25 protein-coding genes and 1 tRNA gene are annotated in these 26,850 nt (G+C 63.6%); 11 read left to right on the forward strand and 15 right to left on the reverse strand.

Annotated features, from left to right (window positions below; genetic code table 11):
* Window positions 1-41: 41 nt before the first annotated feature.
* The 4 genes from ACSYDV_RS19875 to ACSYDV_RS19890 all read right to left on the reverse strand — a co-directional run bounded on the left by ACSYDV_RS19875 (window position 42) and on the right by ACSYDV_RS19890 (window position 7,260).
* Window positions 42-2,765 (reverse strand): TonB-dependent receptor domain-containing protein, encoded by a 2,724-nt coding sequence (locus tag ACSYDV_RS19875; RefSeq protein ID WP_438325697.1) that lies wholly within the window; start codon window positions 2,763-2,765, stop codon window positions 42-44.
* Between the two features lie 221 nt (window positions 2,766-2,986).
* Window positions 2,987-3,772, reverse strand: a complete 786-nt coding sequence (locus ACSYDV_RS19880; protein ID WP_438325698.1) for a DeoR/GlpR family DNA-binding transcription regulator — start codon at window positions 3,770-3,772, stop codon at window positions 2,987-2,989.
* A gap of 60 nt (window positions 3,773-3,832) precedes the next feature.
* On the reverse strand, window positions 3,833-5,128 hold the full coding sequence (gene rhaI / locus ACSYDV_RS19885; RefSeq protein ID WP_438325699.1) for an L-rhamnose catabolism isomerase: 1,296 nt from the start codon (window positions 5,126-5,128) through the stop codon (window positions 3,833-3,835).
* Window positions 5,129-5,148: 20 nt separating this feature from the next.
* Window positions 5,149-7,260: a bifunctional rhamnulose-1-phosphate aldolase/short-chain dehydrogenase gene (locus ACSYDV_RS19890; RefSeq protein WP_438325701.1), complete on the reverse strand. Its 2,112-nt coding sequence runs from the start codon at window positions 7,258-7,260 to the stop codon at window positions 5,149-5,151.
* 114 nt (window positions 7,261-7,374) lie between these two features.
* Between ACSYDV_RS19890 and ACSYDV_RS19895 the strand changes: the two genes are divergently transcribed.
* From ACSYDV_RS19895 to rhaT, 3 genes are read left to right on the forward strand one after another with little or no spacing between them, the layout of a single operon-like run.
* Complete coding sequence (locus ACSYDV_RS19895) at window positions 7,375-8,793, forward strand: FGGY-family carbohydrate kinase (protein ID WP_438325702.1); 1,419 nt, start codon at window positions 7,375-7,377, stop codon at window positions 8,791-8,793.
* On the forward strand, window positions 8,790-9,932 hold the full coding sequence (gene lldD / locus ACSYDV_RS19900; RefSeq protein ID WP_438325704.1) for an FMN-dependent L-lactate dehydrogenase LldD: 1,143 nt from the start codon (window positions 8,790-8,792) through the stop codon (window positions 9,930-9,932). Before ACSYDV_RS19895 ends, lldD begins: the two co-directional genes overlap by 4 nt.
* 34 nt (window positions 9,933-9,966) lie before the next feature.
* Entirely contained in the window at window positions 9,967-11,028 is a 1,062-nt protein-coding gene (gene rhaT, locus ACSYDV_RS19905; protein ID WP_438325705.1) for an L-rhamnose/proton symporter RhaT, read from the forward strand.
* Window positions 11,029-11,077: 49 nt separating this feature from the next.
* On the opposite strand, the gene ACSYDV_RS19910 is transcribed toward rhaT, so the two are convergent.
* A tRNA-Arg gene (locus ACSYDV_RS19910) sits at window positions 11,078-11,154 on the reverse strand.
* A gap of 72 nt (window positions 11,155-11,226) precedes the next feature.
* Here ACSYDV_RS19910 and ACSYDV_RS19915 point away from each other — a divergent pair.
* Window positions 11,227-11,976, forward strand: coding sequence for a queuosine precursor transporter (locus ACSYDV_RS19915; protein ID WP_438325706.1), 750 nt, complete (start codon window positions 11,227-11,229; stop codon window positions 11,974-11,976).
* 4 nt (window positions 11,977-11,980) lie between these two features.
* Window positions 11,981-12,376, forward strand: coding sequence for a hypothetical protein (locus tag ACSYDV_RS19920; RefSeq protein WP_438325707.1), 396 nt, complete (start codon window positions 11,981-11,983; stop codon window positions 12,374-12,376).
* Here ACSYDV_RS19920 and purQ read toward each other — a convergent pair.
* Together purQ and purS are read right to left on the reverse strand one after the other, a co-directional pair.
* Entirely contained in the window at window positions 12,338-13,003 is a 666-nt protein-coding gene (purQ, locus tag ACSYDV_RS19925; protein ID WP_438325708.1) for a phosphoribosylformylglycinamidine synthase subunit PurQ, read from the reverse strand. The two genes, ACSYDV_RS19920 and purQ, sit on opposite strands and share 39 nt — an antisense overlap.
* Window positions 13,004-13,022: 19 nt before the next feature.
* The gene (gene purS, locus ACSYDV_RS19930) at window positions 13,023-13,253 is read right to left on the reverse strand and encodes a phosphoribosylformylglycinamidine synthase subunit PurS (RefSeq protein WP_088474530.1); all 231 of its coding nucleotides are present in this window, start codon (window positions 13,251-13,253) and stop codon (window positions 13,023-13,025) included.
* A 192-nt stretch (window positions 13,254-13,445) separates the two neighbouring features.
* Between purS and ACSYDV_RS19935 the strand changes: the two genes are divergently transcribed.
* The 4 genes from ACSYDV_RS19935 to ACSYDV_RS19950 all read left to right on the forward strand — a co-directional run bounded on the left by ACSYDV_RS19935 (window position 13,446) and on the right by ACSYDV_RS19950 (window position 16,947).
* Window positions 13,446-13,619: a (2Fe-2S)-binding protein gene (locus tag ACSYDV_RS19935; protein ID WP_293643429.1), complete on the forward strand. Its 174-nt coding sequence runs from the start codon at window positions 13,446-13,448 to the stop codon at window positions 13,617-13,619.
* Between the two features lie 100 nt (window positions 13,620-13,719).
* Window positions 13,720-14,202, forward strand: coding sequence for a bacterioferritin (gene bfr, locus ACSYDV_RS19940; RefSeq protein ID WP_438325710.1), 483 nt, complete (start codon window positions 13,720-13,722; stop codon window positions 14,200-14,202).
* Between the two features lie 276 nt (window positions 14,203-14,478).
* On the forward strand, window positions 14,479-16,236 hold the full coding sequence (locus ACSYDV_RS19945; protein ID WP_438325712.1) for a sensor domain-containing diguanylate cyclase: 1,758 nt from the start codon (window positions 14,479-14,481) through the stop codon (window positions 16,234-16,236).
* Window positions 16,237-16,524: 288 nt separating this feature from the next.
* Entirely contained in the window at window positions 16,525-16,947 is a 423-nt protein-coding gene (locus ACSYDV_RS19950; RefSeq protein ID WP_438325713.1) for an addiction module antidote protein, read from the forward strand.
* Between the two features lie 38 nt (window positions 16,948-16,985).
* On the opposite strand, the gene ACSYDV_RS19955 is transcribed toward ACSYDV_RS19950, so the two are convergent.
* Genes ACSYDV_RS19955 through argH form a run of 4 tightly spaced genes read right to left on the reverse strand, consistent with a single transcriptional unit; the run spans window position 16,986 to window position 20,663 of the window.
* Window positions 16,986-17,762, reverse strand: coding sequence for a precorrin-2 dehydrogenase/sirohydrochlorin ferrochelatase family protein (locus ACSYDV_RS19955; RefSeq protein WP_438325715.1), 777 nt, complete (start codon window positions 17,760-17,762; stop codon window positions 16,986-16,988).
* 2 nt (window positions 17,763-17,764) lie between these two features.
* Complete coding sequence (lysA, locus tag ACSYDV_RS19960; protein WP_438325716.1) at window positions 17,765-19,024, reverse strand: diaminopimelate decarboxylase; 1,260 nt, start codon at window positions 19,022-19,024, stop codon at window positions 17,765-17,767.
* A gap of 15 nt (window positions 19,025-19,039) precedes the next feature.
* Window positions 19,040-19,288 (reverse strand): hypothetical protein, encoded by a 249-nt coding sequence (locus tag ACSYDV_RS19965; RefSeq protein WP_438325718.1) that lies wholly within the window; start codon window positions 19,286-19,288, stop codon window positions 19,040-19,042.
* Window positions 19,289-19,292: 4 nt separating this feature from the next.
* Window positions 19,293-20,663, reverse strand: coding sequence for an argininosuccinate lyase (argH, locus tag ACSYDV_RS19970; RefSeq protein ID WP_438326004.1), 1,371 nt, complete (start codon window positions 20,661-20,663; stop codon window positions 19,293-19,295).
* Between argH and ACSYDV_RS19975 the strand changes: the two genes are divergently transcribed.
* Window positions 20,662-21,291: a TlpA family protein disulfide reductase gene (locus ACSYDV_RS19975; protein ID WP_438325720.1), complete on the forward strand. Its 630-nt coding sequence runs from the start codon at window positions 20,662-20,664 to the stop codon at window positions 21,289-21,291. The two genes, argH and ACSYDV_RS19975, sit on opposite strands and share 2 nt — an antisense overlap.
* Before the next feature lie 17 nt (window positions 21,292-21,308).
* Window positions 21,309-22,460 (forward strand): acyl-CoA dehydrogenase family protein, encoded by a 1,152-nt coding sequence (locus ACSYDV_RS19980; protein WP_438325721.1) that lies wholly within the window; start codon window positions 21,309-21,311, stop codon window positions 22,458-22,460.
* 275 nt (window positions 22,461-22,735) lie between these two features.
* Here ACSYDV_RS19980 and ACSYDV_RS19985 read toward each other — a convergent pair whose 3' ends face one another.
* The 4 genes from ACSYDV_RS19985 to queA all read right to left on the reverse strand — a co-directional run bounded on the left by ACSYDV_RS19985 (window position 22,736) and on the right by queA (window position 26,831).
* A complete protein-coding gene (locus ACSYDV_RS19985; RefSeq protein WP_438325722.1) occupies window positions 22,736-23,071 on the reverse strand; it encodes a hypothetical protein in 336 nt (111 codons plus the stop codon).
* Window positions 23,072-23,310: 239 nt separating this feature from the next.
* Window positions 23,311-24,312, reverse strand: a complete 1,002-nt coding sequence (locus ACSYDV_RS19990) for an NAD(P)H-dependent glycerol-3-phosphate dehydrogenase (RefSeq protein ID WP_438325723.1) — start codon at window positions 24,310-24,312, stop codon at window positions 23,311-23,313.
* A gap of 344 nt (window positions 24,313-24,656) precedes the next feature.
* Window positions 24,657-25,610 (reverse strand): alpha/beta fold hydrolase, encoded by a 954-nt coding sequence (locus ACSYDV_RS19995; protein ID WP_438325724.1) that lies wholly within the window; start codon window positions 25,608-25,610, stop codon window positions 24,657-24,659.
* A gap of 192 nt (window positions 25,611-25,802) precedes the next feature.
* A complete protein-coding gene (queA, locus tag ACSYDV_RS20000; protein ID WP_438325725.1) occupies window positions 25,803-26,831 on the reverse strand; it encodes a tRNA preQ1(34) S-adenosylmethionine ribosyltransferase-isomerase QueA in 1,029 nt (342 codons plus the stop codon).
* Between the last annotated feature and the right edge of the window lie 19 nt (window positions 26,832-26,850).

Genomic DNA, 26,850 nt, shown 5'->3' on the forward strand with positions numbered 1-26,850 from the left:
ATGTCATGGCAGGAAATCGGAAACCGCCGGATATTCATCCATCAAAATTTCTTGCGGATGCCAAAGCTGACCAACCGCCCCAAGGTGGAGCCATTGGTATAGCTGCCCAACGTATCGATAAAGGGCGGATCCTGATCGAACACATTGTCGATATTCAGCGTCAGCATCGTGTCCTTCAACACACCCTCGTCGGCCAGCGAATAGCCGAAGAAGAGATCGACGGTCTGGAAGCTGTCGACCTTGGTCTGTTTCGGAAGGCCGAGGATCGGATAGCCGTCGCGATAGTTCAGCTTTGCCAGCGCGGTGAAATCCCCCACGCTGCCGCCAAGCGTCGCCACCAGCGCCACGCGGCCCGTACCGTTTTTGAGATCATTGCCATAGGGATTGCCCGCGATCGGCTGAGTCTTCCGGCTCAGCGTATAGGTGCCGGCAATGCTCGCATTGATCGAGCCGAAACCCGTCTGCCGTGCATAGGCAACATTGAAATCGATCCCGTCGGTCTTGATCGAGCCCAGATTGGTGCGCCGCGCGTCGATCAGAATATAGGGCGAGTTGCCGGCATAGAGCGACTGGATGCTCGGTGCGCCGTTCAACTGCAGATTTCCGACCGCCGCCAGCGCTTCGGCCAGAGTGGGGTTGGTATTGTAGAAGCTGCTGTAGCCCGCATCCGAGAACAGGACCGGCGAAAGGAAGGGCGGCACCGCAATCGCGTCGGTGAACTTCACATTATAATAGGTCGCGCTGACCACCAGACCCGGGGCCATATTGGGCTTCCAGTCGAAGCCCAGCGACCATGTCTTGGCCTTTTCGGGTTTGAGATCGGGATTGCCGCCCGCCAATATGATGGTCGGCCGGGCGGAATTCAGCTGATCGACCTGCGCGGGGGTCAGGCCGGGAATGGGTTCGGGCGGACCGCGGAACGGGCTGAACAACAGGATTTGCGCTCGCGAATCCGACGTGCTGGTGGTGTCGGCAAGGCTGGGCGCATGGAACGACGTGCCATAGTTGCCGCGGATGGTGAAATCGTCGAACGGCTTGTAGATGAAGCCGATCTTGGGATTGGTCGTGCCGCCGATGTCGTTGTAATCGTCGTAACGGATCGAGCCCGAGATGCTGAGCGCGCGAATTCCGGGGGCGCCATTGCCCTCCCCGAAAATCGGGATCAGCAGTTCGCCAAAGGCCGATTTCACATTGCGCGACGTATAGGAATTGATCGCGTTGGTGAACACGCCGCGGCGATCGAGATTGATCAGCGAATCCAGATTTTCATAATGATATTCGCCGCCGACGGCGAGACGCACGTCGCCGCCGGGAAGCGTAGCCAACGCGCCGTCTGCAATCACACGCAGTTCGGCAAGTTCCTGCACCGCGCGTCCGTAATTCTGGAAATCCTTGATCGCGGCGAGAACGGCCGGAGCGCTCGCTTTGGGATCATAGGGGTTCAACGCGGTCGCGAGCGTGGTGCCGGCCAGCGCAGCAGAAGCCGCAGCGGTATTGATCGTGTCGTCGAGAACCAGATTATAGCTTCGGCCCACATTGGCTTCGGCGCGGACCTGCCAGCCGCCGCCGGCATTGAATTTGAAACCGGGCGTGATGCCATAGGATTCAAAACGCGCCTTGCTGGTCACCGTATGGCCGAACACATCGTCAAATGCCATCGACACCGACTGGGCAGGCGAAAAGCTGAGCGGCCGGAAATAGGGATTGGCCGCCGTTACAAAGCCCGAGAATCCGGGCTGCTGGGTCAAGGTCGTCGTGTCGCGACGCGACCAATAGGCGGTGGCCGAAAATTCGAGATCGGCCGACAATTGCTGGGTCAGCGAAGCGAAAACGCTATGCCGCTCTTCCCGGGGATAGAGGTCGGTATACAGCGCGCCCTCGCACAAATTGGTGGTATTGCGCGTCATGCCGGGCAAGGCATAGGGGACGTTACCGGGCAGGAAGGGCACCAAAGGCAGTCCCGTCAACGGATTGGTGGGATTGTCGATGATGTTGCCCGGCGAACAGAGCTGGGTCCTGAAATCGCTGCCCCCGCGCGCGGTGTGATCCGCCCTTGTATAATCGCGGTCGATGTTCTGGATATTGTCGTGCCACGCATAGGAATAGGTGGCGAGAATCGAACCGCTGCCCCAGTCCTTTCCGACCGTGATGTTGCCGTCGGCAGTCTGATAATTGTCCGCGAAACCATAGCGGGCGTTGACCGCGACGCCGTCGAAGCGCTTCCGGGTGATGAAATTGATCACGCCGCCGATCGCATCCGATCCATAGACCGCCGAGCCGCCATCGGGCACGACTTCGACGCGGTCGATGATTTCGGGCGGGAAGATCGACGGATCGACGCTCGTCTGCAAAACGCCAGCCCCGACAAGGCGATGGCCGTTGAGCAGGACCAGCGTGGTCGTTCCGCCCGAGGCACCTAGGTTGCGGATATTGGGGCGAACAATCGGCAGCGCAAAACTGCCCGAACCCGAGGGCACGGTGGCGAAATTGCCGACCTGCGGAATCGAGGCAAGCAAATCATTCGCCGAGGCCGCGCCGGTGGCCACAATATCTTCGCGATCAATAGCGACGACATTGGTTCCCACCGGGGCAACGCCACGCAGCAGCGTGCCGGTCACGACAATATCGGCGTCGCTCGGGGCGTCGGAATCGGCTTCCTGTGCATAGGCGCCGCTCGCACCCAGCAGCGCACCCGCGCATGCCAGCACCGAGATACCCCGCCGCCACGCGCCCTGCCGCGCAGCAAAATCCAGACCTGTCGCCATCGCCTTCATCGCTTCCTCCCATACCCGCCTTGGCGGGTTATCCCTTTTGGCGGAGGCGCCGCGTGCGGCCATATCCATCCTCCGATGCAACACCTCGCAAGAGCGTTTTCGCATCACTGCTCATTATTTGTCTTTAACAATCACGTCAATGATCAAATTCAATCATATTGACCTGCACAGGAGGCGGTTCTGCGGCCTTCTTACAAAGATTTACGGATATTTCAGGCGATGACGACGCGGATGCTGGCGGCTTCCATCATCGCGACATGGCGCGGCTCGATCGCGGAGTCGGTGACGACGACGTCAATCTCGTCCAGCGAGCAGACGACATTACCCGACGGACCCGAAAATTTGGAACTGTCGACCAGCACGATGATCTCGTCGGCGCGCTCGATCAGGCGGCGCTCGGACGCAACGAGGATTATGTCGGCTTGCATCAGCCCGGCCGGCCCCATCGAGGCCGCGCCCATGAACAGTTTCGGCGCATGAAAGCGCGGCATCGCGTCGTCGCCCGCCGCCGACAGCACGATATTCTGCTCGCGAAACACCTGTCCCGCCGGCAACAATATGCGCGTCGTCGGCTGCGGCAGCAGCGCGCTGACGATATGCAGCGAATTGGTCAGCACCTGAAGCTCGAGGCCTTCAAGGTGCGGGCACATTTGCAGCGTCGTCGACCCGCCGTCGATCATCACGCCCTCGCCCGCGACGCACAGTTGCGCCGCCGCACGGCCGATCGCCTCCTTGGCGGCGCGGTTGCGGCCGATATTCTCGTGGAACGGAACGCCCGAAAGCCCCTCTTCGGAGGCCGGCGTCGCAGCACTGCCAGCACCCACGCGCTTGGCACCCCCGCGAACGCGGGTGATCACGCCCGCTTCTTCGAGGCGGTCGAGATCGCGGCGAATGGTCGCGGGCGACGCCGCAACGCGGCCCTCAAGGTCGCGGAACGAAACGAACCCGCTTTCGCCCAAGCTATCGAGGATCATTTTTTCGCGTTCGGCTGCGTGCATGGTGGCCCCTGTCTGGTTGCGCCTATTTGACGGGAGCTGCGCCGAGTTGCAATCGAATGATTAGACTATACCCGCAGTAGTCCCCGCCGCCTTTCGCTCCTGCGCCTTGCGCTCGCGCCAGCCGCTCGCGCGATAGGCGGCGATCGCATCGATCGCCCCGCCCGCTTCGGCGCGTGCCGCGGCAAGGATCGGTGTCACGTCGGTGCGATAGGCAGCACGCAGCGCCTGGAACGCCATCATCGTGTCATTGCCTTCCTGCGCTGCGAGCAGCGCCTCGCGGTCGACGAGCAACGCCTTCGCATAGGCCGCGACGATCGCCTCTGCCGACGAGAGCATCGATTCGATCGGGTCGGTCACATTGTGCGACTGGTCGATCATATAGGCAGGGCGGAAATCGCCGCGCGGGTTCATCTCGGCCTCGATCAGTTCGTTGAAGACGAGGAACAGCTGATGAGGGTTGATCGAGCCCGAATCGAGATCGTCGTCGCCATATTTGCTGTCGTTGAAGTGGAAACCGCCCAGCTTTCCAAAGCGATGCATCCGCGCGACGATCTGTTCGATGTTCACATTCGGCGCATGATGGCCAAGGTCGACGAGGCATTTCGCCTGATCGCCCAGTTCCTGCGCGACGAGGATCGAGCTGCCCCAGTCCGAAATGACGGTCGAGTAGAAAGCGGGCTCGAACATCTTGTGCTCGATCAGCATCCGCCAGTCGCCGGGCAGCGCCGCATAAACCTGTGCCGCCGCATCCATATAGCGGTCGAGCGAGCGGGCGAGATCCTGCTGCCCCGGAAAATTGGTGCCGTCGCCGACCCACACCGTCAGGTCGGTGACGCCAAGCTGCCGGCCGATTTCGATACATTCGATGTTATGCGCGATCGCCTGCTCGCGCACGTCGGCGCGGGTCGAGGAAAGCGAGCCGGTGGCATAGCTGACCGCCTGCCCGGGCTGGTCCTGAAACGTGTTGCTGTTGACGGCGTCGAAGCCGAGGCCGAGCGCGGCAGCCTCTTCGCGCAATGCGCGATAGTCGCTGACCTTGTCCCACGGGAAGTGCGGGCTGACGCGCGGGGTGGCGCGGCCGAGCTGCTGGATGACCGCGCAATCCGCCAGCTTTTCGTGAATATTGGTCGGCTCGCCGGGAATCGGGAACTTCGCGAAGCGCGTGCCGCCGCGCCCCGCGCCCCAGCTGGGCACTGCGACTGAAAAGCCCGCAACCTTCGCCTTCACGGCATCGATATCGATATCGCGCCGGCCGAGCTGGCGGCTGAGGCTGTCATAATCGTCAGCGAGCGCTTCAACGAGGCCCGCATTCAGACGCTCGATATCTTCCTGCGCGAGCGGCAAATCGCCGGCCATAATATTCTCCTGACCCGATATTATCGTGTAAAGGCCTGCGCGTTGCCCGCGTCGACGTTGATCATGTTGCCGGTCGACTTTGCCGACATATCGCCGCTGAGGAAATAGACGGCTTCGGCCACATCTTCCGGCAGCACGTCGCGCTTGAGCATCGAGCGGTTGCGATAATGATCCTCGAGCTCGCGCCCCGCGTCGATGCCGTGCGCGCCCGCGCGCTCGCGGCGCCAGTCGCCGTCCCAGATGCGCGATCCCTTGATCACCGCGTCGGGATTGACGGTGTTGACGCGAATGCCGAACGGCGCGCCTTCGAGCGCGAGGCAGCGCGCGAGGTGCAGCGCCGCCGCCTTCGCCGACGCATAAGCCGACGCATTGGTCGCGGCGGCAATGCCATTCTTCGACCCGATGAAGACGATCGATCCGCCATCCTGCGCCTTCATCAGCGGGAAAGCGGCGCGTGCGGTGAGGAAATAGCCCTGCGCGAGCACGTCGTAATTGCGCTGCCACAGCTCGAGCGTCGTATCCTCGATCGGTGCCGATGAGGCGATACCCGCGTTGGCGACAAGAATGTCGAGCCCTCCGAATTCGCGCGCGCACGCGGCGAAGGCGGCGGCGACCTGCGCCTCGTCGGTCACGTCGCACACCACTGAACGGATCCGGTCCCGGCCGAAGCGGCCTTCGAGTTCGTGTGCCGCCTTGGTCAGCGCATCGGCGTCGCGGTCGACGAGCATGACGCATGCATCGTCGGCCGCCAACCGCTCGGCGGTCGCGGCACCAATGCCGCCCGCGCCGCCGGTAACGAGCGCGACGCGCCCCGCGAGCAGCTTGGGCTTTGGCATGCGCTGGAGCTTCGCTTCCTCGAGCAGCCAATATTCGATGTCGAACGCTTCCTGTTCGTCGAGCCCGACATAGGAACCGATCGCCTCGGCACCGCGCATCACGTTGATCGCATTGGCATAGAATTCGCCGGCCAGCCGCGCCGTGGTTTTGTCGCCTGCAAAGGTCATGCGGCCGATGCCCGGAACAAGCACGACAACCGGATTGGGATCGCGCATCGCAGGCGAAGTTGGCCGCGCGCAACGCTGATAATAGGCGGCGTAATCCTGACGATAGGCGTCGATCCGTTCGCCGAGATAGGCGCTGTCGTCGATCCGCGCCGGATCGAGAACGAGCGGCGCGATCTTGGTGCGGAGAAAATGGTCGGGGCACGAGGTGCCGATCGCGGCGAGCCTCGCGAAGTCGCGGCTACCGGTGAATTCGAGCGTTTCGGCGTCGTCGGCGAAATGGCCGACGCGGCGCCCACCCATCAATCCGCGCAGCAACGGCATCAACTTCGCCGCGACGGCGAGACGTTCAGCAGAAGGACGCGGCACGACGATCTCGCCCCCGAACGCCGGCCCATCGGCAAGCTTCGCGTTCAGATAGGCGGCAGCGTCGGCGATCAGGGCGATCGTGTTGTCATAACAGGCCCTGGCGCTGTCGCCCCAGCAGATGATCCCATGCCCCGCGAGCATTACTCCGCGGAGGCCCGGGTGGGCGGCAACATGATCGCGCAGCGTCAACCCGAGGTCGAAGCCCGGACGCTGCCAGGGAAGCCAGCCGACCGCCCCGCCCCAGATCGCCTGCGTCGCGGCTTCACCCTCGCTCGATGCGGCGAGCGCGATGATCGCGTCGGGATGGACATGGTCGATATGCGCGAAAGGCAAATATCCGTGGAGCGGCGTGTCGATCGACGCGGCGCGCGGGTTTAGCGCGAAGGTGCAATGCGGCAGATAGCCGACCATCTCATCTTCAAATTCAAGGCCGCGATACAGGGTTTCGAGCCCCAGCAATTTGTCCAGATAAAGCGTCGAAAAACCGTCAAGCTTCATCGATCCGATGTCGCCGCCCGACCCCTTCACCCACAGCACGGAAAGGTTTGCCCCTGTCAGCGGATCGTGCCCCGCGATCTTCGCCGAGGTGTTGCCGCCGCCGAAATTGGTCACCGTCAGGTCGGAACCGAGCAGGTTCGAACGATAGAGCAGCAATTCCTCCGGGGTCATGCCCGCCGCTTCGGCATCCGACCAACGATTCGGCGGAACCGCGAAGCAAAGCGCAGCATGAGATTTCGGCGTGGCATTCAAAAGATCGGGCATGAAGGAAACTCGTTGTTTCGTTATTTGGCGGCTTGTATCGAAATCGCTGGCATGCTGCAATCAGTTTCGATAAAGTTCGATCAACTTCGGTCGAAACGAAGCAAAGGGAGAGGGATGAAGGCGCGCGCAACGATAATTCTCGATGTCGGAAAAACCTTGGCAAAGCTCAGCCTGTGGTCGCCCGACGGCGTGTTGATCGAACGCCGCGTGCGCGCCAATGCACGCGTCGCCACCAAAGCCTATCTCGCACTGGACGCTGCGGGCATCGAAGCCTGGGCGGCCGAAACATTGCGCGACTTTGCGAAGCTCGCCGATGTCGGCGCAATCATCCCGGTTGGACATGGCGCCGCAGCGGCGATCATCCGCGGCGACCGCCTCGCCTGCCCACCACTCGATTATGAAGAGACGATTCCCGCAAATCTCCGCGCGCAATACGACGCCGGGCGCGGCGCTTTTCGCGACACGGGTTCGCCGCGGCTACCGGACGGATTGAACCTCGGCGCGCAGATATTCCGGCACGAGGCGCTCGCTCCCGACCTAGCACGCGGCACGCAAATCCTGCCGTGGGCACAATATTGGAGCTGGCTGCTAAGTGGCGTTGCAGCATCGGAAGTAACAAGCCTCGGCTGTCACACCGATCTCTGGCATCCGTTGGCAGGCCGCGCATCCGACCTTGCCGAGCGGCAAGGCTGGGCGGCAAGGCTGGCGCCGCTGCGCGGTGCGGGCGAGGTGCTGGGCACGCTGACGCCGGCATGGGTGGCACGGACCGGCCTGCCCACCGATACCGAAGTTCATTGCGGCCTGCATGATTCCAATGCGGCCCTGCTCGCGGCGCGCGGCTTTGCCGAAATCGCCGACGAGGAATCGACCGTGCTGTCGACCGGTACCTGGTTCGTCGCGATGCGGTCGCCGAGGGACGCGGCGTCGATGGACATCAGCCACCTCGACGAAGCCCGCGATTGCCTGATCAACGTCGACGCGTATGGCAAACCCATTCCATCGGCCCGTTTCATGGGCGGGCGGGAGATCGAGACGCTGATCGGACTCGACACGCGGCAGATCGACATTGCACACGACCAGCCCGCGCTGCTCGCCGCGCTCCCGGACGTGCTCGCAAACGGCGCTATGGTGCTGCCGAGCTTTGCGCCGGGGTTTGGTCCCTTCCCGCACGCTTGCGGCCGATGGATCGCAAAGCCCGACGACCATAGCGCGCGCCGCGCCGCTGTGTCGCTCTATGCCGCGTTCGTCGCCGCCGCGTCGCTCGACCTGATCGGCACAAAGGAACGGCTGCTGATCGAGGGGCGCTTCGCCGAGGGCCAGGTCTTCGTGCGTGCACTGGCGGCGCTGCGTCCGGACCTTCGCGTCTATACCGGCAAGGCGCACAACGACGTCTCTTATGGCGCGCTGCGCCTGCTCGACGCCGCACTTCCCACAACCGAACCACTTGAACTGGTGACGCCGCTCGACGTCGACCTCGCGCCGTATCGCGACCGGTGGCAGCAAGAAATCGAGCGAATGGACGTGACGGCGTGAAACCGGCATCGATCGGCGATTATCGCGAAGCCGCGCGGCGTCGCCTGCCCCATTTCCTCTTCGAATATTTCGACGGCGGCTCCTACGCCGAGCGCACGCTGCGCGCCAATATCGAGGATCTGCAGGATATTTCGCTGCGCCAGCGGGTGCTGAACGATGTCTCGGCGATCGACCTGTCGACCAGATTATTCGGCCAGCAACTCGCCATGCCGGTCGCACTCGGCCCGATCGGGCTCGCCGGCATGGCGGCGCGGCGCGGTGAGGTGCAGGCTGCGCGCGCGGCCGCCGCGAAAGGCGTGCCCTTCACGCTCTCGACCGTCTCGGCCTGCTCGCTTGCCGAAGTCGCGCGGGGCTCACCGGCGCCCTTCTGGTTCCAGCTCTATATGGTACGCGACCGCGGCTTCATGCGGTCGCTGCTGGACGAAGCAAGCGCGGCGCACTGCCCGGTTCTGGTTTTCACGGTCGACATGCCGGTGCCGGGCGCGCGCTACCGCGACGTCCGCTCGGGGCTTTCGGGCGCGGCGGGCTTGAGCGGTCAGGCTCGCCGCGTCGGACAAGCGATACGGCGCCCCGGCTGGGCCTGGGATGTCGGGGTCCACGGCCGGCCGCACCAGTTGGGCAATGTTGCCCCGCTGCTCGGCCCGAAATCCGGTCTCGAGGATTTTCTGGGCTGGATGAAGGATAATTTCGACCCCGGCGTGACGTGGGCCGACCTCGATTTCGTGCGCACGCACTGGAAGGGTCCGATCGTCATCAAGGGCATTTTGGACACTGACGACGCGCGGCGCGCCGTCGAAGCCGGCGCCGATGGCATCATCGTGTCGAACCATGGCGGACGGCAGCTCGATGGCGTGCCCTCGGTGGCGCGCGCGCTGCCGCAGATCGCCGATGCGGTCGGCGACCGGCTGACTGTCCTGGCCGATGGCGGCGTGCGATCCGGGCTCGACGTCATGCGCATGCTCGCGCTCGGCGCAAAGGGCGTCATGCTCGGCCGCGCATGGGCTTTTGCGCTTGCCGCCGCAGGCGAAGACGGGGTGCGCCATATACTCGACCTGATCGAAGCCGAAATGCGCGTCGCCATGGCGCTTACCGGATTGACTATAGTGGATAAAATCGGCCCGGAGACACTGGCCGCCTGACGATGACGACATTTGGGGACGAGGGGAGAATATTATGGATGCGAACCCGCTGCTTGGCGTATTTTTTCATTGGCTGGGCGGGCTGTCGTCGGCGAGCTTTTATGTGCCGTACAAGCGCATCCGCGCCTGGTCGTGGGAGATTTTCTGGATCACCGGCGGCATCTTTTCGTGGTTGATCGCGCCGTGGCTGTTCGCGTCGCTCCAGACCCACGACCTGATCGGCGTGCTCAGCCGGACACCCGGCGACATCTGGTTCTGGTGCTGGTTCTGGGGCGCGATGTGGGGCCTTGGCGGGCTCACCTTCGGGCTTACCATGCGTTATCTCGGGCTATCGCTGGGCATGGCGGTCGCGCTCGGGCTGACGACCGTCATCGGGACGATGGGGCCGCCAATCTTTCGCGGCACATTGGGCGAGCTTGTCGACACGACGAGCGGACAAGCCGTTTTTCTCGGCATCGCGATCACCCTGATCGGAATCATCATCGTGGCGCAGGCCGGGCGACGCAAGGAGCGCGAGATGACGGACAAGGTCGCGGACCCCGACGCGTCGGAGTTCAACTTGCGCAAGGGGCTGGCCATCGCGACCTTCTCGGGCATCATGTCGGGCTGTTTCGCCTGGGGCCTCGACGCCGGCCAGCCGATCCGCACGGCGACGCTCGCCGCCGGGACCGACCCGCTGTGGCAGGGGCTGCCTGTACTCTGCGTCGTCCTGCTCGGCGGGCTCACGACGAACCTTATCTGGTGCAGCATCTTGATCGCGCGCAACCGCAGCGCGCGCCAGTTCGTCGGCGCAGCCGCGCCCGGCGCGGCCGAAAAGCCGCCGCTCGCGCTCAACTATGGCCTCGCCGCGCTCGGCGGCACGCTGTGGTATTTTCAGTTCTTCTTTTACACGATGGGCGAAAGCCAGATGGGCCGCTTCGGATTTTCAAGCTGGACGCTCCACATGGCGAGCATCATCCTGTTTTCGACGCTGTGGGGCTTTGCGCTCAAGGAATGGGCGCCGGCAGGCAAGCGGACCCGGTCTCTCGTCTGGTTCGGTATCGCGGTTCTCATGCTGTCGACGGTCGTTATCGGCTACGCCAATAGCCTGTCCTGAAGCAGAGCATCGTACCGGAACGCCAACGGGCGTATCGACAGAAATGAAATGGCGCGCCCGGCAGGATTCGAACCTGCGACCACCCGCTTAGAAGGCGGGTGCTCTATCCAGCTGAGCTACGGGCGCGCGGCACGGCTGTGTGCGTCGCGGCGAATAGCGCGGTTTGCGCTGGCCGCAAAGCGGGTTAAGCAACCATTGATGTCCGAATCCTCCCAGCCTCCCGGCCAGCCCACCGTCGTCAACGCCGCAAACATCCGGCATTTTCGCTATTACGACCTTGTGATGGCGGCTTTCGTGGCCATTTTGCTGCTGTCGAATATCATCGGCGCGTCGAAACCGAGCTATATCCCGATGCCCGACGGCACCCAGTGGGCCTTTGGCGCCGGCGTGATGTTTTTCCCGATCAGCTACATTATCGGCGATGTGCTGACAGAGGTTTATGGCTATGCCCGCGCGCGGCGGGTCATCTGGACCGGTTTCGCCGCCCTGGCCTTCATGGCTTTCATGGCGTGGGTCGTCGTCTCGCTGCCACCCGCCGATGGCTGGCCCGGCCAGGCATCTTATGAATTTGTATTCGGCAACAGCTGGCGCATCGTGATCGCGTCTATGTGCGCCTTCTGGGCGGGCGAATTTGCCAACTCCTATGTGCTGGCACGGATGAAGCTGTGGACCGGCGGCCGCTTCCTGTGGATGCGCACGATCGGATCGACGATCGTCGGACAGGGGCTGGACAGCCTGATTTTCTACCCGCTCGCCTTTTACGGGCTTGCCGGCTGGCCGCCCGAGCAGTTGATGCAAGTGGTGCTGTCACAGTGGCTGATCAAGACTTTATGGGAGGCGGCGCTGACACCTGTCACCTATCTGGTCGTAGGCACGCTGAAACGGCGCGAAGGGGTCGATGTGTTCGACGACGGCACCGACTTCAACCCCTTCGGCGCCAAGGTCTGACTTCATGACAATGATCGAGCTCGCCGCGTTGTTCGAGGAACGCAAATCCTGGCTCGTCACCACCATCGACCTCAGCAAAGACGCGCTGCACATCTATTTCGGGCTGACGCTGTTCCTGCTCGTGCGGCTAGCCTGGCGCTGGCGCGGCGGGTGGTTCGCCGCCTGGTTCGCAGTGCTCGTCATGGCGTGCGGCGGCGAGTCTCTCGACATGGCGGCCGAAGTCAGCCGGGCCGCGATCCAACCCGACGCGGCGCATTGGCACGATATCTGGAACACCATGTTCTGGCCGACAGCGCTGCTGCTCGTCGGTCGCTGGCTGCAACCGGCGGCGCGAGCGGAAACACCCGCGCCGACGCTGCTATCAGGCGAGAACGCCGAGCGCCGCCTCGAACAGGCGTAGCCCGTCGGTGCCGCCATGCGCGCGATCGATCGCGCGTTCGGGATGCGGCATCATGCCCAGCACATTGCCTGCATCGTTGAGCACGCCCGCAATGTCGCGTGCTGACCCGTTGACGCTGTCGGCGTAGCGGAACGCAACGCGCCCCTCCCCCTCGATGCGGTCGAGCGTGTCCTTGTCGGCGAAATAATTGCCGTCATGATGCGCGACCGGGATGTTGAGCATCTCGTCGGCGGCATAGGATGCCGTGAACATCGACTGGCTGTTGGCGACGGTCAGCGGCACGGTGCGGCAGACGAAATTCAGCCCCGCGTTGCGCATCAATGCGCCGGGCAGCAACTGCGCTTCAGTCAGTACCTGAAAGCCGTTGCACACGCCGAGCAAGGGCACGCCGCGCGCTGCGGCATCGGCGACCGCACGCAGGATCGGAGACCGCGCCGCCATGGCGCCCGAACGGAGGTAATCACCATAGGAGAAGCCGCCCGGCAGCGCGATGAAGTCGGTGCCATCGGGCAATTCGGTGTCGCGATGCCACACCATCGCGGGGGCACGGCCGGTGACGGTTTCGAGCGCGACCGCCATGTCGCGGTCGCAGTTGGAGCCGGGAAAGACGATGACCGCGGTCTTCATGAATATGCTCCTTCGCGCCTCAGGCGCGTTCGATCCGGTAATTTTCGATGACGGTGTTGGCGAGCAGCTTCGCACACATCGCGTCGAGATCGGCATCGCTGACGCTGTCGGCAACTTCGAGTTCGATGAAGCGGCCGGCGCGGACGTCATCGACCCCGGCAAAGCCCAGACCTTCCAATGCATGATGGATCGCCTTGCCCTGCGGGTCGAGCACGCCGGGCTTGAGCGTCACATAGACCTGAACTTTCATGGGGCGAACCTTTGCGGATGGGGGCTGTTGAGGATGGGCGCGCCTATGCCCGCGAATCACGCCGGGGGCAAGGGGGCGGGCAAGGTCAAGCGACGGCAAATTGGCCTCTCAGGACTGCGAACCAATCGCAACTTTCCTGTTGCGAATCCCTCGCACTATCCCTACATCGGTCTTGTTGAGAAGGATTCGCATATGGTCGTCTGTGTCTGCAACGCAATAAAGGAAAGCCAACTGCGCGATGTCGCGCGGAGCGGGCAATTGCGGTGCGCCAAGGCTGCGTATGCGCAATTGGGTCGCAAACCCAAGTGCGGACAATGCCTGTCATTCGCTCGCAATATCATCAGCGACGTCGCCGCGACCGCCTGATTTTTCTTGAAAATCCGCCATTTTTGACCTTGGCCTGCATGGGTTCGGGGACGTATAATGCCGCCATTCCAATTCCCCAAGAATGAATGGCAGGACGAAAATGAAGGGCGACGAAAAAGTCATCGATTTCCTGAACGAGGCGCTCAAGAATGAGCTGACCGCGATCAACCAATATTGGCTGCATTATCGCATGCTCGACAATTGGGGCGTCGCACGGCTCGCCAAGTTCGAGCGCGAAGAATCGATCGACGAGATGAAGCATGCCGATCAGCTGGCCGATCGCATCCTATTCCTGGGTGGCCTGCCCAATTTCCAGATGCTCGGACGCCTGCGCGTCGGCGAGACCGTCGAGGAAGTGCTGAAAGCCGACCTCGCACTGGAGGAAGAAGCGATTCCGCTGCTGCGCGACGCGATGGCGCATTGCGAAAGCGTGCGCGACTATGTCAGCCGCGACCTCTTCGGGCACATCCTGGAGAGCGAAGAACATCATGTCGATGAACTGGAAAAGCAGTTCGAGATGATCGAACGCATGGGAATCGAAAATTATATCCAGCTCCAGTCGAAGCCCGCCGGCGACGATTGAGGGTTTTGATCGGCGCGGCTGGTGCCGGGATAAGCCGCCAATATCTGGTCCGGCCGACGCTGGCGAACCGATGAGGATATCGCGCCGCGGCTTGCCTTGCCATATGGGCCATGCCGCCGGGATCGAAAATATGTGCAGGGCGGCGGGTGTATTCATGCACCGCCGCCCTGCACGCATTCGAGGCCCGAGCTCTCGCCGACCCATCCGGTTAACAGCATCACAATATTTGCGGGTCATGACGCACCGATGCTTCGGGGTTTCACTCAGCCAATCTGGATGGCAGCATTGCTGCTGCTCGCACTGCTCGCACTGCTCGCGCCCGCGCGTGCGGCCGCTGCCGACATGCCGGTCCCGGGCGAAATCCGGAGCGACTGCTGGGCCGCTCAAACGCGTTCGGAAGGCGAGCCCGTCGTGCCCCGGTCAGCCCGCCACTGGCGCTGCGCCGACCCGAATTATTCGCTCGACGGCGAACGGATTTTTCTTCGCTTCGACATAGGGACAAGGGCGGCTGACGACGCGCGCCCCCGCTATTTTCTTTCGAGGAGCGCCGCGCTTCAGGCCGTCCATCTGCTCGCGGTCGATTCGGATGGCTCGGTTCGCCGCGCCTCCTTCCCTGCGGCAGCCCTGCTCAACGCCCGGTCCGGCGGATATTTCAAGGCCCCCTTGCCCGAAGTCAAACCCACCACCCGCCAGATCATCGTGGCAATCGACCAACCAAGCCATCAAATGACGCTGGAACACGCGCGCCTTTCGTCCTCCGACAAAGCCGAAAAGCCGCCGCACGTCCGTGTCCTGATTCTGCTGGCGATGCTCTGCGGCATGGTCGCCATGCCAATTATCTTCAACGCGGCCTTTTATCGCATTTTGCGCGAATCCTTCGTCCTCTGGCATTCCGCGCTGGCCTTTTCGCTGGTCATGACCATCATGCTGTCATCGGGCATGGCAGCAGAGCTGTTCGACCTGCCGGCCATGACGCTGAGCTGGATGGCGACGGCGGTTTTCGGGCTGACGATCGCATCGGGCATGATGTTCACATACAGCTTTATCGAAGTGGACCGCCTGCACCCGCTGCTACGCCGCGCCCTGCCCTGGTGCGCGGCTTGGGCCATCATATCCAGCCTGCTTCATGCCGCATTTCCGTTCGTTGCCCGTCCGGTACAATCGAGCATCTATACGGCGGCCTTCGCACCGGTGATCGCGATTTTCATCTGGGCGATGATCGACGCGTTACAACGTGGAAGCCGCGCCGCCAAATTTCAGGCCATCGGATATGCGCCGATGATCCTCGTCGGGCTGATCCGCCTGGCCACCGGCATTCTGCCGTCCCTTCAAAGCAATGACGCGATGCTCCTCTTCTATCTCGGCTGCGCCTGGGAGGTATTGTTCACAACGATGGGGGTTGCCGATCGCTTCATGGCGATCAAGCATCAGCGCGACCGGGCGCGAACCGAAGCCGAATGGCTGGAGCGCCTGGCGGAAACCGACACGCTCACCGGATTGTTCAACCGGCGAGCGATCGAAAGGCATTTTGATCGTTACCGGTCCGAAGGCTTCGACACGCTGGCCGTGCTCGACCTCGACCATTTCAAAAGGATCAACGATGCCTGCGGCCACGCCGTCGGCGATGCGGTATTAAGGGCGGCGGCCGACGCGCTTCGGCATGACCGGAACATGCGCGCCTTTCGAATCGGCGGCGAGGAGTTCCTGCTCCTGCTGCGCGGCGGCGACGCTTTTGTTCGCGCCGAACACGCGCGGCGAGGGATTTCGGCAATCGTCGCGCATGCCGTTCCGGGCCTTGCCGGCCCCGTTACCGCCAGCATGGGCGTCACCCGCTTTTGGATAAACGATGCGGCCGATGATGCGTTCACGGCATTCTACGATCGCGCCGACAAGCTGCTGTACGAAGCCAAGCTTGCAGGCCGCAACCGCACAAAGACAGACATCGGACAGGAACAAGCTCCGAACCAGTCGGCTCCGGGCCAGTTCCATGCGGAGCCGGAATTTCAGCGGCAAGGGCAATTGGCACAGCGCTGACCGCGCAGCCCCCCATCGCCTCCCTTCCGATCCCCTCCGGCGGGTCGCCCCATCGCGCCGGTATTTCCAACAACGTAGAGCCGATAGCGCGGCAGAAAACAGGCTGTTTTCTCCCGCGTTGTCACGCACCTCATTTTTCGCTTGCACTTGCGAATAATTCTCAATAGCACAGTCGAGCAGTCCCCTCCTGCCGGCTGCTGCCCCGTGCGGCAGCCGGCATCTTTTTCCCAAAGCGGGCGCGGGATTGCCGCAAACCAGACCGATCCGAATCCGGGACAGAGGGGATAGATGATGCAGAGCAGCGAGTTGATCCGCCAGTTCACCGAGCAGCCGCTGATCCGCGACCTGTCGGCCGATGCAGCGCAGGCCGTCCTCGCGCTGCGTTACTGCATCCTGTGTCGCCGCAACGAGCGCGACCCGATGCCCGAGCTCGAACGGCGCTGGGGAAATATCCTCGCCGCACGGCGATATCGCCTGGTGGTCGAGGCGATCGGCCATGTCTGGCCCGATCCCTTTGCCGTCGCCCCGCCCTGCTGCCCTCGCGTCAGCTTCGACGAAGCCTTGCTCGCCGCAATGGTCGGCGCCTCAGCGCAGCGCAACCGCGCGCATTTCGACTGGCTGACCGCCGAAATGCTGGATGGCGACGCGCGCGAGATGCTGTTCGTCGCGCTGGGAAATTTCATCCGGGCGCGGGCACCGGGCCGCGTTTGAAGACATCCTCACCCAACCTTCCCCCAAAGGGAGAGGGTTTATACGTCCACCCGTTCCAGCCACAGCGACAGCCCCGGTGGTAGATCGATCGGCGGCGCCTCTGCGATATGGCGCACCGCATCGGCGCGTGCGCGGTCGAGGATTGCGGCGGGCATATCCGCCGGGTGGAAAAGATGATCGGCCTCGCCCAGCAAGCGTGCGGCGCGTAGCGTGAGGTCGTCGGGGTCAAGGCTGGTGAGGCGGATGATTTCGAGGCGCGATGGCGCAGCGTCCGTCTTGGCCGCCAGCCACATATCGACCTTGTCCGCCGCGTCGCCATCGAGCGGGTCGAGCGCACCGCCGCTCGCTAGAGCCGCATCGATCGCGCGGCGGCGGTCGGCAGCCGTCGGCCAATGCGCCTTCATCGCGGCGCGCGCCGCATAGAGCGCCGACGCGAGCGCACCGAGGCGCGCGGGCAGCAAGGCCTCGATCCGCTGGCGCACCGCTTTCGCGAGCCCCGCCGACGCGCCCCCCGTACCGATCGCGATCGTCACCGGCGCGCGGTCGACGATTGCGGGGGTGGTAAAATCACAGAGGTTCGGACGATCGACGACATTGACGAGCAGGCCCCGCGCGCGGAGCAATCCCGCGGCCGCGCGCGCCTCCTCGTCATCGGCAAGCGCGACAAAGGCGATGGTCGCGCCTTCCTCCCACGCACCGACGATATGCCCGCCCGCACGCATGATCAGCCGCGCCTTGGCGTCGGCAGCCTCCCCCTCCCCGACCAGCACGACCGTGCGGCCGCGAAGGTTGAGGAAGATAGGAAGCTGCTCCATCGTCAGTCGATCCAGTCGGGAACGCGCTCGGCGGCCATGATCGTGCCCGCCGCGATGCGGTCAGCAACGACGATATAGCGATCGCCATCGACCAGAACCTCGGGAACGAGGCTGCGGCTGTTATAGGTCGATGCCATCGTAGCGCCATAGGCGCCCGCGGTACGGAATACCGCGAGGTCGCCCGCCTCCACCTTGTCGGTCGTACGATCGCGCGCGAAGGTGTCGCCGGTTTCGCACACCGGACCGACGATCGACGCGGTCATCGTCTCGCCGTTCGGTGTCACCGCGACAAAGTCGTGATACGCATCGTACAGTGCCGGGCGCGCGAGGTCGTTCATTGCGGCGTCGACGATCACGAACGGGGTGGTCGCGCCGGGCTTGACCCAGAGCACTTCGGTCAGGAGCACACCGGTGTTGCCCGCGATGACGCGGCCGGGTTCGAACATCAAAGTGACGTCCCAATCCTTCGTCACGCGCGCAACCATCGCGCCATATTCGGCGGGACTCGGCGGGTTGTCGTCGGGCTTGTACGGCACGCCCAGCCCGCCGCCCAGATCGACATGGGTAATACTGTGTCCGGCGGCGCGCAGTTCGGCGATGAGCCGGCCGACGCGGGTGAAGGCCGCCTCGAGCGGATCGAGGCTGGTCAGCTGGCTGCCGATATGCAGCGCGATCCCGCGCAGCTGAAGCCCCGGCAACGCCGCGAGGCGGTCGAAGATTGCGGGCGCGCTGTCGATGCCGACGCCGAACTTGTTATCGGCCTTGCCGGTCGAAATCTTGGCGTGGGTGCCCGCATCGACGTCGGGATTGACGCGCAGCACCGCACGCGCGGTCATTTCCTTGCGCACCGCGATCTCTGCCAGAGCGACGCCTTCGGGTTCATGTTCGATGTTGAACTGGCCGATGCCGCGGTCGAGCCCCTGCGCCAGTTCGGCGCGCGTCTTGCCAACGCCCGAAAAGACGATGTCCTCGGGCGCCATACCCGCCGCCAGCGCACGCTCCAGTTCGCCGCCCGACACGACGTCGGCGCCATAGCCCAGCCGCGCCAGAACGCGCAGCACGCCAAGGTTCGGGTTGCACTTAATCGCAAAGGCGATGTGCTTCTTCGGTATATCCTTCAGCGCGTCGCGAAACACCTCTGCATGGCGTTCGAGCGTGGCGCGCGAATAGACATAAACGGGGGTGCCGATTTCTTCGGCGATGCGCGGCAAGGGGATGTCTTCGGCGTGGAGGACGCCGTCGCGATAGTCAAAATGATCCATTGTGAAGTCCTAAGCTCAGCCCGGAGGCGGCAAGTCAAAATCGTCGGGTTGGCGTTGTTCGGACCGTTTGAGAAGTTCGTCGCTGCGCACAGGTCGGGCCTGTGCGTCAGGCGTCGTAAGCTCCTCCGTCGTCGGGGCGCGTTTTGCACCCACGGGAATGGCGGGCGCGGGCTCGTCCGCCGGCGCCTTGAGATCAGCCTTGCTACCGCATGCGGCCAAGAGGGCCAGCAGGACAGCGCTTGCGGCGAGGTGACGTTTTGCCATCGACCTATTCCTTCGATGCGGCACGCGCCGCGGCGACGGCCTGCCTTACCCGTTCGGGCGCCGTCCCGCCATAGCTGAGGCGGCTGGCGACCGAAGCTTCGACGGTCAGCGCCGCGAGCACCTCTGGCGTGACCGCCGCGTGGATCGCGGCGGCATCGGCGGCGGGCAGCGCCGACAGCTCGACGCCTAGCTCCTCGGCGCGCTTGACGCACGAGCCGACGACATGATGCGCCTCGCGGAACGGCAGTCCCGCTTCGCGGACCAGCCAGTCGGCGAGGTCGGTCGCGGTCGAATATCCCGACGCGGCAAGAGCGCGCATGCGGTCGGTGCGGAAGGTCAGCGTTTCGACCATGCCGGTCATAGCCGCGAGCGACAGCGCGAGCGCGTCGAAGGCGCCGAAGACGGTTTCCTTGTCGTCCTGCAAATCCTTGGAATAAGTGAGCGGCAGTCCCTTCACGATCACGCTGAGGCGCTGGAAGGCGCCGAGCAGCAGACCGGCGCGCCCGCGCACCAGTTCGGCAGCATCGGGATTGCGCTTTTGCGGCATGATCGAGCTGCCGGTCGACCAGGCGTCGGGCAGGCTGATGAAGCCGAAGGGCTGGCTCGCCCAGATCACGATTTCCTCGGCGAAGCGCGAAAGATGGATCGCCGAGATCGACGCGGCGGCACAAAATTCGAGCGCGAAGTCGCGGTCGGACACGGCATCGATGCTGTTCGCCATCGGCCGCTCGAAGCCAAGCGCTGCGGCGGTCGCGTGGCGATCGACCGGAAAGCCGGTGCCCGCGAGTGCTGCCGCGCCGAGCGGCGATTCGTTGAGCCGCGCGCGTGCGTCGCGGAACCGGCCGCGGTCGCGCGCCAGCATCTCGACATAGGCGAGCAGATGATGGCCAAGCGTCACCGGCTGCGCGACCTGAAGATGGGTGAAGCCGGGCATGATGCTGTCGGCATGTTCCTCGGCGCGCGCCAGCAACGCCGCCTGCATGGCGGCGAGCCCCGCGTCGATGCGCTCGCACGCGGTGCGCGTCCACAGGCGGAAATCGGTCGCGACCTGATCGTTGCGCGAGCGCGCGGTGTGGAGCCGCCCGGCGGCTTCGCCGACCAGTTCCTTCAGCCGCGATTCGACCGTCATGTGAATATCTTCGAGCGCGAGGTCGACCGGAACGCCGTTCGCGGCAAACTCGTCTGCGATCTGCGCGAGCCCGCGATCGATCACCGCCGCATCATCGGCAGCGATAATTCCCGCGGCGCCGAGCATGGCGGCATGCGCGCGGCTCGCGGCGATATCCTCTTCCCACAGGCGTTTGTCGACGGGGATGGAGGCATTTATCTCTTGCATGATCGCCGCCGGCCCGCCACCGAAGCGGCCGCCCCACATGCTGTTGCTGTCCGGAGTGTTCGTCATCCGCCGCGTTCCAAATCTCTATGCTACGATCCTCGCCATGCTCTTGGCCGGATCAATCGCGGGCTGCGATAGGGAAAAGCAGGCGGGCGGGCAAGCGGCAGGGGGCGAAGCAAATATTTCGCCGGGCCAAGCGAAGGCGAAGGGCGATCTCGGCCAGTTCGAATATCAGCTCGACCGCAGCCAAAAGAGCAAGCCGACGCCCACTGCGGTCTTTCGCGGCCCCGACGACGCAGCGGTGACGCTGGCCGATTTTCGCGGAAAACCGCTTCTCGTCAATCTCTGGGCCACATGGTGCGCGCCATGCGTCGCCGAAATGCCGACGCTCGATGCACTCGCGGGCGCCAGCGGCGAGCGCATGACGGTGATCGCGGTCGCGCAGGATCTGCAGGGCGCCGAAATCGTTGATCCCTGGTTCCAGAAGGCGGGGCTCAAAAATCTTCAGCCTTGGCTCGATCCGCAGAACGGCCTGCTCGACGCCTATAACAGCGCGCTGCCGACGAGCATTTATTACGACGCCGAAGGCCGGGAGATCTGGCGCATCATTGGCGCGATCGACTGGCAGGGTAACGAAGCGAAGGCGCTGCTCGCCGAAGCAAAATAAACCGGGAGAGATATAAAGTGCAGGATTACACCGCGATCCGCGAAGAGGTCGCCAAGCTGTGCGCCGCCTTCCCCGGCCCCTATTGGCAGGCGAAGGACCGCGCTAAAGAATATCCTTCCGAATTCGTCGCTGCACTGGGCGAGGCGGGCTATCTCGCGGCGTTGATCCCCGAGGAATATGGCGGCGCGGGCCTGCCGCTGTCGGCCGCCGCCGCGATCCTCGAGGAAATCCAGCGTCAGGGCTGCAACGGCGGCGCAGTACACGCGCAAATGTATGTCATGGGCACGGTGCTGCGCCACGGGTCGGAAGAACAGAAAGCGCGCTATTTGCCGAAGGTCGCGACCGGCGAACTCCGCCTGCAGGCCTTCGGGGTAACCGAGCCGACCAGCGGCACCGACACGCTCAGCCTCAAGACCACCGCCAAAAAGGACGGCGACCATTATATCGTCAACGGCCAGAAGCTCTGGACCAGCCGCGCCGAGCATAGCGACCTGATGATCCTGCTCGCGCGCACCACGCCGCGCGAGGAAGCCGCGAGCCGCACCGAGGGGCTTTCGGTCTTCCTCGTCGACATGAAGGAAGCGCTCGCGGCGGGGGCGCTCACGATCCGGCCGATCGACACGATGATGAACCACGCGACGACCGAGGTTTTCTTCGACAATATGCGCATCCCCGCCGCGAACCTGATCGGCGAGGAAGGCAAGGGCTTTCGCTATATCCTGTCGGGCATGAACGCCGAACGGCTGCTGATCGCCGCCGAATGCATCGGCGACGCCAAATGGTTCATCGAAAAGGCGTCAAGCTACGCCAAGGAGCGCGTGCTGTTCGGTCGCCCGATCGGACAGAATCAGGGTGTCCAGTTCCCGATTGCGCGCGCCTATGCCCAGATGCGCGCTGCCGAACTGCTCGTCCACGACGGTATCGCCAAATATGAGGCCGGTGAAAATGCCGGCGCCGAGGCCAATATGGCCAAGATGCTCGCCGCCGAAGCCAGCTGGGCCGCGGGCGAGGCGTGCATCCAGACCCACGGCGGCTTCGGCTTCGCCGCCGAATATGACATCGAACGCAAATTCCGCGAAACGCGCCTCTATCAGGTCGCGCCGATCAGCACGAACATGATCCTGTCCTATGTGGCTGAACATGTGCTGGGGATGCCGCGGAGCTACTGACGCGGCGACATGTGGGTGTGGCGAATTGGGGTGGAGAGGGATACGCAGGCTTGGTTGCGTAGCAACCTAGTCGAAGTTGGGTGAGGGGATCGCCGGCAGATTACGGAAACTGCCGGTTACGAACCTCACACACCCTCACCCAACCCTCTCCCAAAGGGAGAGGGCTTTAGCCGTGTCCCGACATACGCCTCATCCACACGCAGAAAGGGCGGGCGCCCATGACACCCGCCCTTCCCTTGCGACCCGGAGCAAGGTCCGGGCAAGCGCAAACAAGCCTATCCCCCGACGGTCACACGGCCGCTACGATAGCCTTTTTTGCGCATCTCCTTGGTGTAATCCTTGTCGGCATCGGTCACTTCGACCGTCCATTCATCCCACGCATCCCAACGATCTTCGCGGTCGGTGGCGTGACGCAAATCGCTCGTCAGCTCCTTTTCGGCCTCGAGAATATCGGCGCGATAATTATACCAGGCCTTGTTGACGACGCCCGCGATCGGGGCGGTGCGAATGTTCGGCGCGTCGAAGCCCGGCGGCATAGAGCCATAGGGAACTGCGGCGGTAACGCTGGCGGGGAGAGCCATTAAAATTGCGAGGGTGGCCCATTTTTTCATCGTCCATCTCCTGATTGAACACCCGTTGCGGGGCGTCGGAGAAGAAACGAAGCAAAGCGCCGATATATTCGCGGTTCATCGGTGAAAAAGCACGGACGATGGCGGAAATTCGGTCAGCATCTGCCAATACCGTCGTTGCGCGGAGTGAAAGCGACGCCGCAATGCCCATCCATCGCCCTTACGCGGAGCCGATGGCTGGAGAGTGTTTCGCTCCGTTCGCAATGACGATGAAAAATGGACTACCCCGGATGCGCCTCGTCCCCCACGGCCGAGCGCAGCAATCCCCGAAACACCTCCTGCGCGGTGCGTATGCCTTGGGTTACATCGAACACATCCTGCGCGATCGGCATCACGAGGCCATGTTTTTCGGCGAGCGCGATCACCGTCGGTGCGCTCTTCACCCCTTCGGCGACCATATTCATCCCCGCGATGATCTCGTCGATCTTGCGCCCCTTGCCGAGTTCGACCCCGACATGGCGGTTGCGCGACAAGGGGCTGGTGCAGGTCGCGATCAGATCGCCCATGCCCGTCAGCCCGGCAAAGGTTTCGGGCCGGCCGCCCATCGCGACCCCCAGCCGGGTGATTTCGGCGAGTCCCCGCGTCATCAGCGCCGACCTTGTATTGTCGCCCGCCCCCTGCCCGTCGCCCATACCGACCGCGATCGCGATGATATTTTTGAGCACCCCGCCCAGCTCGCAGCCCAGCCGGTCGGTGTTCGTGTAGACCCGGAACAGTCCCGAATGAAACACCGGCTGAAGCGCGCGGACGACAATCTCGTCCTCCATCGACAACACGCTCGCCGCCGCTTGGCCCGTCATGATCTCGCGCGCCAGATTGGGGCCGGTGAGGACGCCCACAGGATGGCCGGGCAGCACCTCTTCGATCAATTCGGTCATCCGCTTGCCCGACGACAGCTCGAGCCCCTTGGTCAGGCTGATCACCGGCACCCACGGCCGAAGATGTGCCCGCGCCTCCTCCAGCACGCCGCGAAAGCTGTGCGAGGGCACGCCCATGACCAGCACGTCGGCGCCCGCCACCACCTCCGCCATATCGTTCGTCGCCCGCAGCGCGGCGGGAAGCGTGATGCCGGGCAGATATTTGCGATTCTCGCGGTGCGTGTTGATATCCGAAACCGTCCCGGCATCGCGCGCCCACAATGTGATCGGCGCGTTGCGCGACACCACCGAGGCCACCGTCGTCCCCCAACTGCCCCCACCCAGCAGCCCGACCTTCAACCGCATCGCTTTCTCCCTGCCTTTTTTGGGAGACTGACGCCCGAATCGACGCTTGGCAAGAAGCCCCTTCCCTCTCTTCGTCATGCCGGACCTAATCCGGCATCCATTGCGGCGGAGGCAGGAATAAATGCGCGCAGAGGCGCAGAGGACGCAGAGATTTTGGTTCACGCGGAGCCGCGGAGACGCCAGGCAAGAGTGAAGAGATTATCGGCGGCTTCGCCGTTCTTCCCCTTCTCTGCGCCTCTGCGCGAATCTCATCCTTCTCCGCGCCTCCGCGTGAAGCTGTAATCTCTCGTCATGCCGGGCTTGACCCCACACCCGCCTTTTCCTTCAGGAAGGCAGGCCCCGGATCAAGTCCGGGGTGACGACGGACTTTGCGTCCCCAAAAAGCTCTTCATCACCGCCGCTGTCGCTTTCGGATCCTCGATCATCGGAACATGGCCGACATGTTCGAAGATATGCGATGTGCTGCCCGCAATCCCGGCTTCGAGTACCGGCACGCAGCTCACGTCGATCAGCCGGTCGTGGCGACCCCAGATGATCTGCGTCGGCGCTTTCACCTCGCCCAGCCGGCCGTTGAGCGGATGGTCGCGTCCCTCGGTCGCGATGACCCAGAAAATATGGTCTAGCTGGTCGCGATATTTGAGCGCGTCGGCATAGAAAACCGGCTTCAGCCGCGCCGGGATATGCGGCGGCTTATGGACGACCATCGCCACCAGCCGGTCGGCGTCGGCCAGATTGGCAATGACCAGCGGATTATAATCCTCATTCGCCGCCTGTTTCTGCAGGTCGCTTTCGTTGGCGCCGTTGACCCCGGCATTGTTGAGCAGGATCAGGCTGGAAAGCGCGTCCGGATAATCCATCGCATAGCGTAGCGCGATCCAGCCACCCATGCTGTTGCCGCCCAGATGCGGACGGTCGAGTCCCAGTGCATCGGCAAAGGCTTTCAGCCGCTGCGTCTGCGCCGCGATGTCATAGGCGAGCTCGGGGTTGCGCTCATTCTGGCCAAAGCCCGGCAGATCGGGGGCGATGACATGATAGTCGCGCGTCAAATAGGGCGCGATCATCGACCAATTGTCCTTATCGCCCGCAAAACCATGGACGAGCAGCAGCAATGGCTTCGCCGGATCGCCGCCTTCCAGATAGGGCCATACGCGTCCATCGACGGTGACGCTCTTCTGCACCATCCCGCCGCGCCGGCGCAGCAAGGCACGGCCCATGGCGACGAGCCGACCGGGGAAGAGGAAATAGAACAGGACCAGCGCGATCAGCGGCGCAAAGATCAGGACGAGCAGGATTTTCATATCGAACCAACTCCCATCACCTCACCCCAGCGACCCGAAATGATCGACAGAGGCATTTCTTCCACCAGTGTCCAATAGAAGAAGGTGCTTCGCCAAACTCAGCACGAACAGCATCGGAATTAAAGAGGCCGTCGACAATAATGTCTGGTGCTTGTCCGAAGGCGGACTCCAGTGGGCGAGACAAAAGGCGCTTTAGCCCGGAAGCAACAGACTGGCGTCGCCATAGCTGTAAAAGCGATACTCGCTTGCAATCGCATGGGCATAGGCCGCCTGCATCACGTCGAGCCCCATCAGCGCGCTGACCAGCATGAACAAGGTCGATTTGGGCAGGTGGAAATTGGTCATCAACCCGTCGATCGCGCGAAAACGATAGCCCGGCGTGATGAAGATCGCGGTGTCGCCCGCGAAGGGCGCGATCACGCCATCCTCGCCCGTCGCGCTCTCAAGCACACGCAGGCTGGTGGTGCCAACCGCGATCACCCGCCCGCCCTTGGCGCGCACCGCATTGAGCCGCGCGGCGGTGTCGGCGTCGATGCGGCCCCATTCGGCGTGCATCACATGATCTTCGGTATCGTCGGCCTTCACCGGCAGGAAGGTTCCCGCGCCGACGTGCAAGGTCAGCGTCTCGGTCGTGATACCTGCTTTGGCCAACGCATCGAGCAGTTCGGGGGTAAAATGCAGCGCTGCTGTCGGCGCCGCGACCGCTCCATCTTCGCGCGCGAAAATCGTCTGATAATCCGACCGGTCGTCGGCGTCGGTCGCGCGCTTGCCCGCAATATAGGGCGGCAGCGGCATCGTTCCGGCACGCTCGAGCAGTACTTCGACGGGCTCGTCGCCCGCAAAGGCGAGGATGAAGCTGCCGTCGGCGAGCCGATCCTCGGCAACCGCCGACACCCCCGCCCCGAAATCGACCGTCTCGCCGACGCGCAGCCGTTTGGCGTTGCGGATGAAAGCCTGCCAGCGGCGAAGGTCGATGCGCTTGTGGAGAGTGGCGCCGATACGGGCGTCGCCGCGTTTTCCTTCGAGCTGCGCGGGAATGACGCGGGTATCGTTGAAGACCAGACAGTCGCCGGGGCGCAGCCAGGACGGCAGGTCGCCGACCCCGGCATCGGTCATCGCGCCGCCGCCCACCACCAGCATCCGCGCACTGTCGCGCGGGCGGGCCGGGCGCAGCGCAATACGCTCGGGTGGCAGGTCAAAATCGAAGGCGTCGACGCGCATAAGGGTGCTTAACGGTTCC

This window comes from Sphingopyxis selenitireducens, from assembly GCF_051550705.1.
Classification (GTDB): Bacteria; Pseudomonadota; Alphaproteobacteria; order Sphingomonadales; family Sphingomonadaceae; genus Sphingopyxis.

What these genes read in the sequence shown, in the direction of transcription:
- ACSYDV_RS19875 (WP_438325697.1), bottom strand. Translation starts at nt 2,765, where the DNA reads ATGGCGACAGGTCTGGATTTTGCTGCGCGGCAGGGCGCGTGGCGGCGG.
- ACSYDV_RS19880 (WP_438325698.1), bottom strand. Translation starts at nt 3,772, where the DNA reads ATGCACGCAGCCGAACGCGAAAAAATGATCCTCGATAGCTTGGGCGAA.
- rhaI (WP_438325699.1), bottom strand. Translation starts at nt 5,128, where the DNA reads ATGGCCGGCGATTTGCCGCTCGCGCAGGAAGATATCGAGCGTCTGAAT.
- ACSYDV_RS19890 (WP_438325701.1), bottom strand. Translation starts at nt 7,260, where the DNA reads ATGCCCGATCTTTTGAATGCCACGCCGAAATCTCATGCTGCGCTTTGC.
- ACSYDV_RS19895 (WP_438325702.1), top strand. Translation starts at nt 7,375, where the DNA reads ATGAAGGCGCGCGCAACGATAATTCTCGATGTCGGAAAAACCTTGGCA.
- rhaT (WP_438325705.1), top strand. Translation starts at nt 9,967, where the DNA reads ATGGATGCGAACCCGCTGCTTGGCGTATTTTTTCATTGGCTGGGCGGG.
- ACSYDV_RS19915 (WP_438325706.1), top strand. Translation starts at nt 11,227, where the DNA reads ATGTCCGAATCCTCCCAGCCTCCCGGCCAGCCCACCGTCGTCAACGCC.
- ACSYDV_RS19920 (WP_438325707.1), top strand. Translation starts at nt 11,981, where the DNA reads ATGACAATGATCGAGCTCGCCGCGTTGTTCGAGGAACGCAAATCCTGG.
- purQ (WP_438325708.1), bottom strand. Translation starts at nt 13,003, where the DNA reads ATGAAGACCGCGGTCATCGTCTTTCCCGGCTCCAACTGCGACCGCGAC.
- purS (WP_088474530.1), bottom strand. Translation starts at nt 13,253, where the DNA reads ATGAAAGTTCAGGTCTATGTGACGCTCAAGCCCGGCGTGCTCGACCCG.
- ACSYDV_RS19935 (WP_293643429.1), top strand. Translation starts at nt 13,446, where the DNA reads ATGGTCGTCTGTGTCTGCAACGCAATAAAGGAAAGCCAACTGCGCGAT.
- bfr (WP_438325710.1), top strand. Translation starts at nt 13,720, where the DNA reads ATGAAGGGCGACGAAAAAGTCATCGATTTCCTGAACGAGGCGCTCAAG.
- ACSYDV_RS19945 (WP_438325712.1), top strand. Translation starts at nt 14,479, where the DNA reads ATGGCAGCATTGCTGCTGCTCGCACTGCTCGCACTGCTCGCGCCCGCG.
- ACSYDV_RS19950 (WP_438325713.1), top strand. Translation starts at nt 16,525, where the DNA reads ATGATGCAGAGCAGCGAGTTGATCCGCCAGTTCACCGAGCAGCCGCTG.
- ACSYDV_RS19955 (WP_438325715.1), bottom strand. Translation starts at nt 17,762, where the DNA reads ATGGAGCAGCTTCCTATCTTCCTCAACCTTCGCGGCCGCACGGTCGTG.
- lysA (WP_438325716.1), bottom strand. Translation starts at nt 19,024, where the DNA reads ATGGATCATTTTGACTATCGCGACGGCGTCCTCCACGCCGAAGACATC.
- ACSYDV_RS19965 (WP_438325718.1), bottom strand. Translation starts at nt 19,288, where the DNA reads ATGGCAAAACGTCACCTCGCCGCAAGCGCTGTCCTGCTGGCCCTCTTG.
- ACSYDV_RS19975 (WP_438325720.1), top strand. Translation starts at nt 20,662, where the DNA reads ATGCTGTTGCTGTCCGGAGTGTTCGTCATCCGCCGCGTTCCAAATCTC.
- argH (WP_438326004.1), bottom strand. Translation starts at nt 20,663, where the DNA reads ATGTGGGGCGGCCGCTTCGGTGGCGGGCCGGCGGCGATCATGCAAGAG.
- ACSYDV_RS19985 (WP_438325722.1), bottom strand. Translation starts at nt 23,071, where the DNA reads ATGAAAAAATGGGCCACCCTCGCAATTTTAATGGCTCTCCCCGCCAGC.
- ACSYDV_RS19990 (WP_438325723.1), bottom strand. Translation starts at nt 24,312, where the DNA reads ATGCGGTTGAAGGTCGGGCTGCTGGGTGGGGGCAGTTGGGGGACGACG.
- ACSYDV_RS19995 (WP_438325724.1), bottom strand. Translation starts at nt 25,610, where the DNA reads ATGAAAATCCTGCTCGTCCTGATCTTTGCGCCGCTGATCGCGCTGGTC.
- queA (WP_438325725.1), bottom strand. Translation starts at nt 26,831, where the DNA reads ATGCGCGTCGACGCCTTCGATTTTGACCTGCCACCCGAGCGTATTGCG.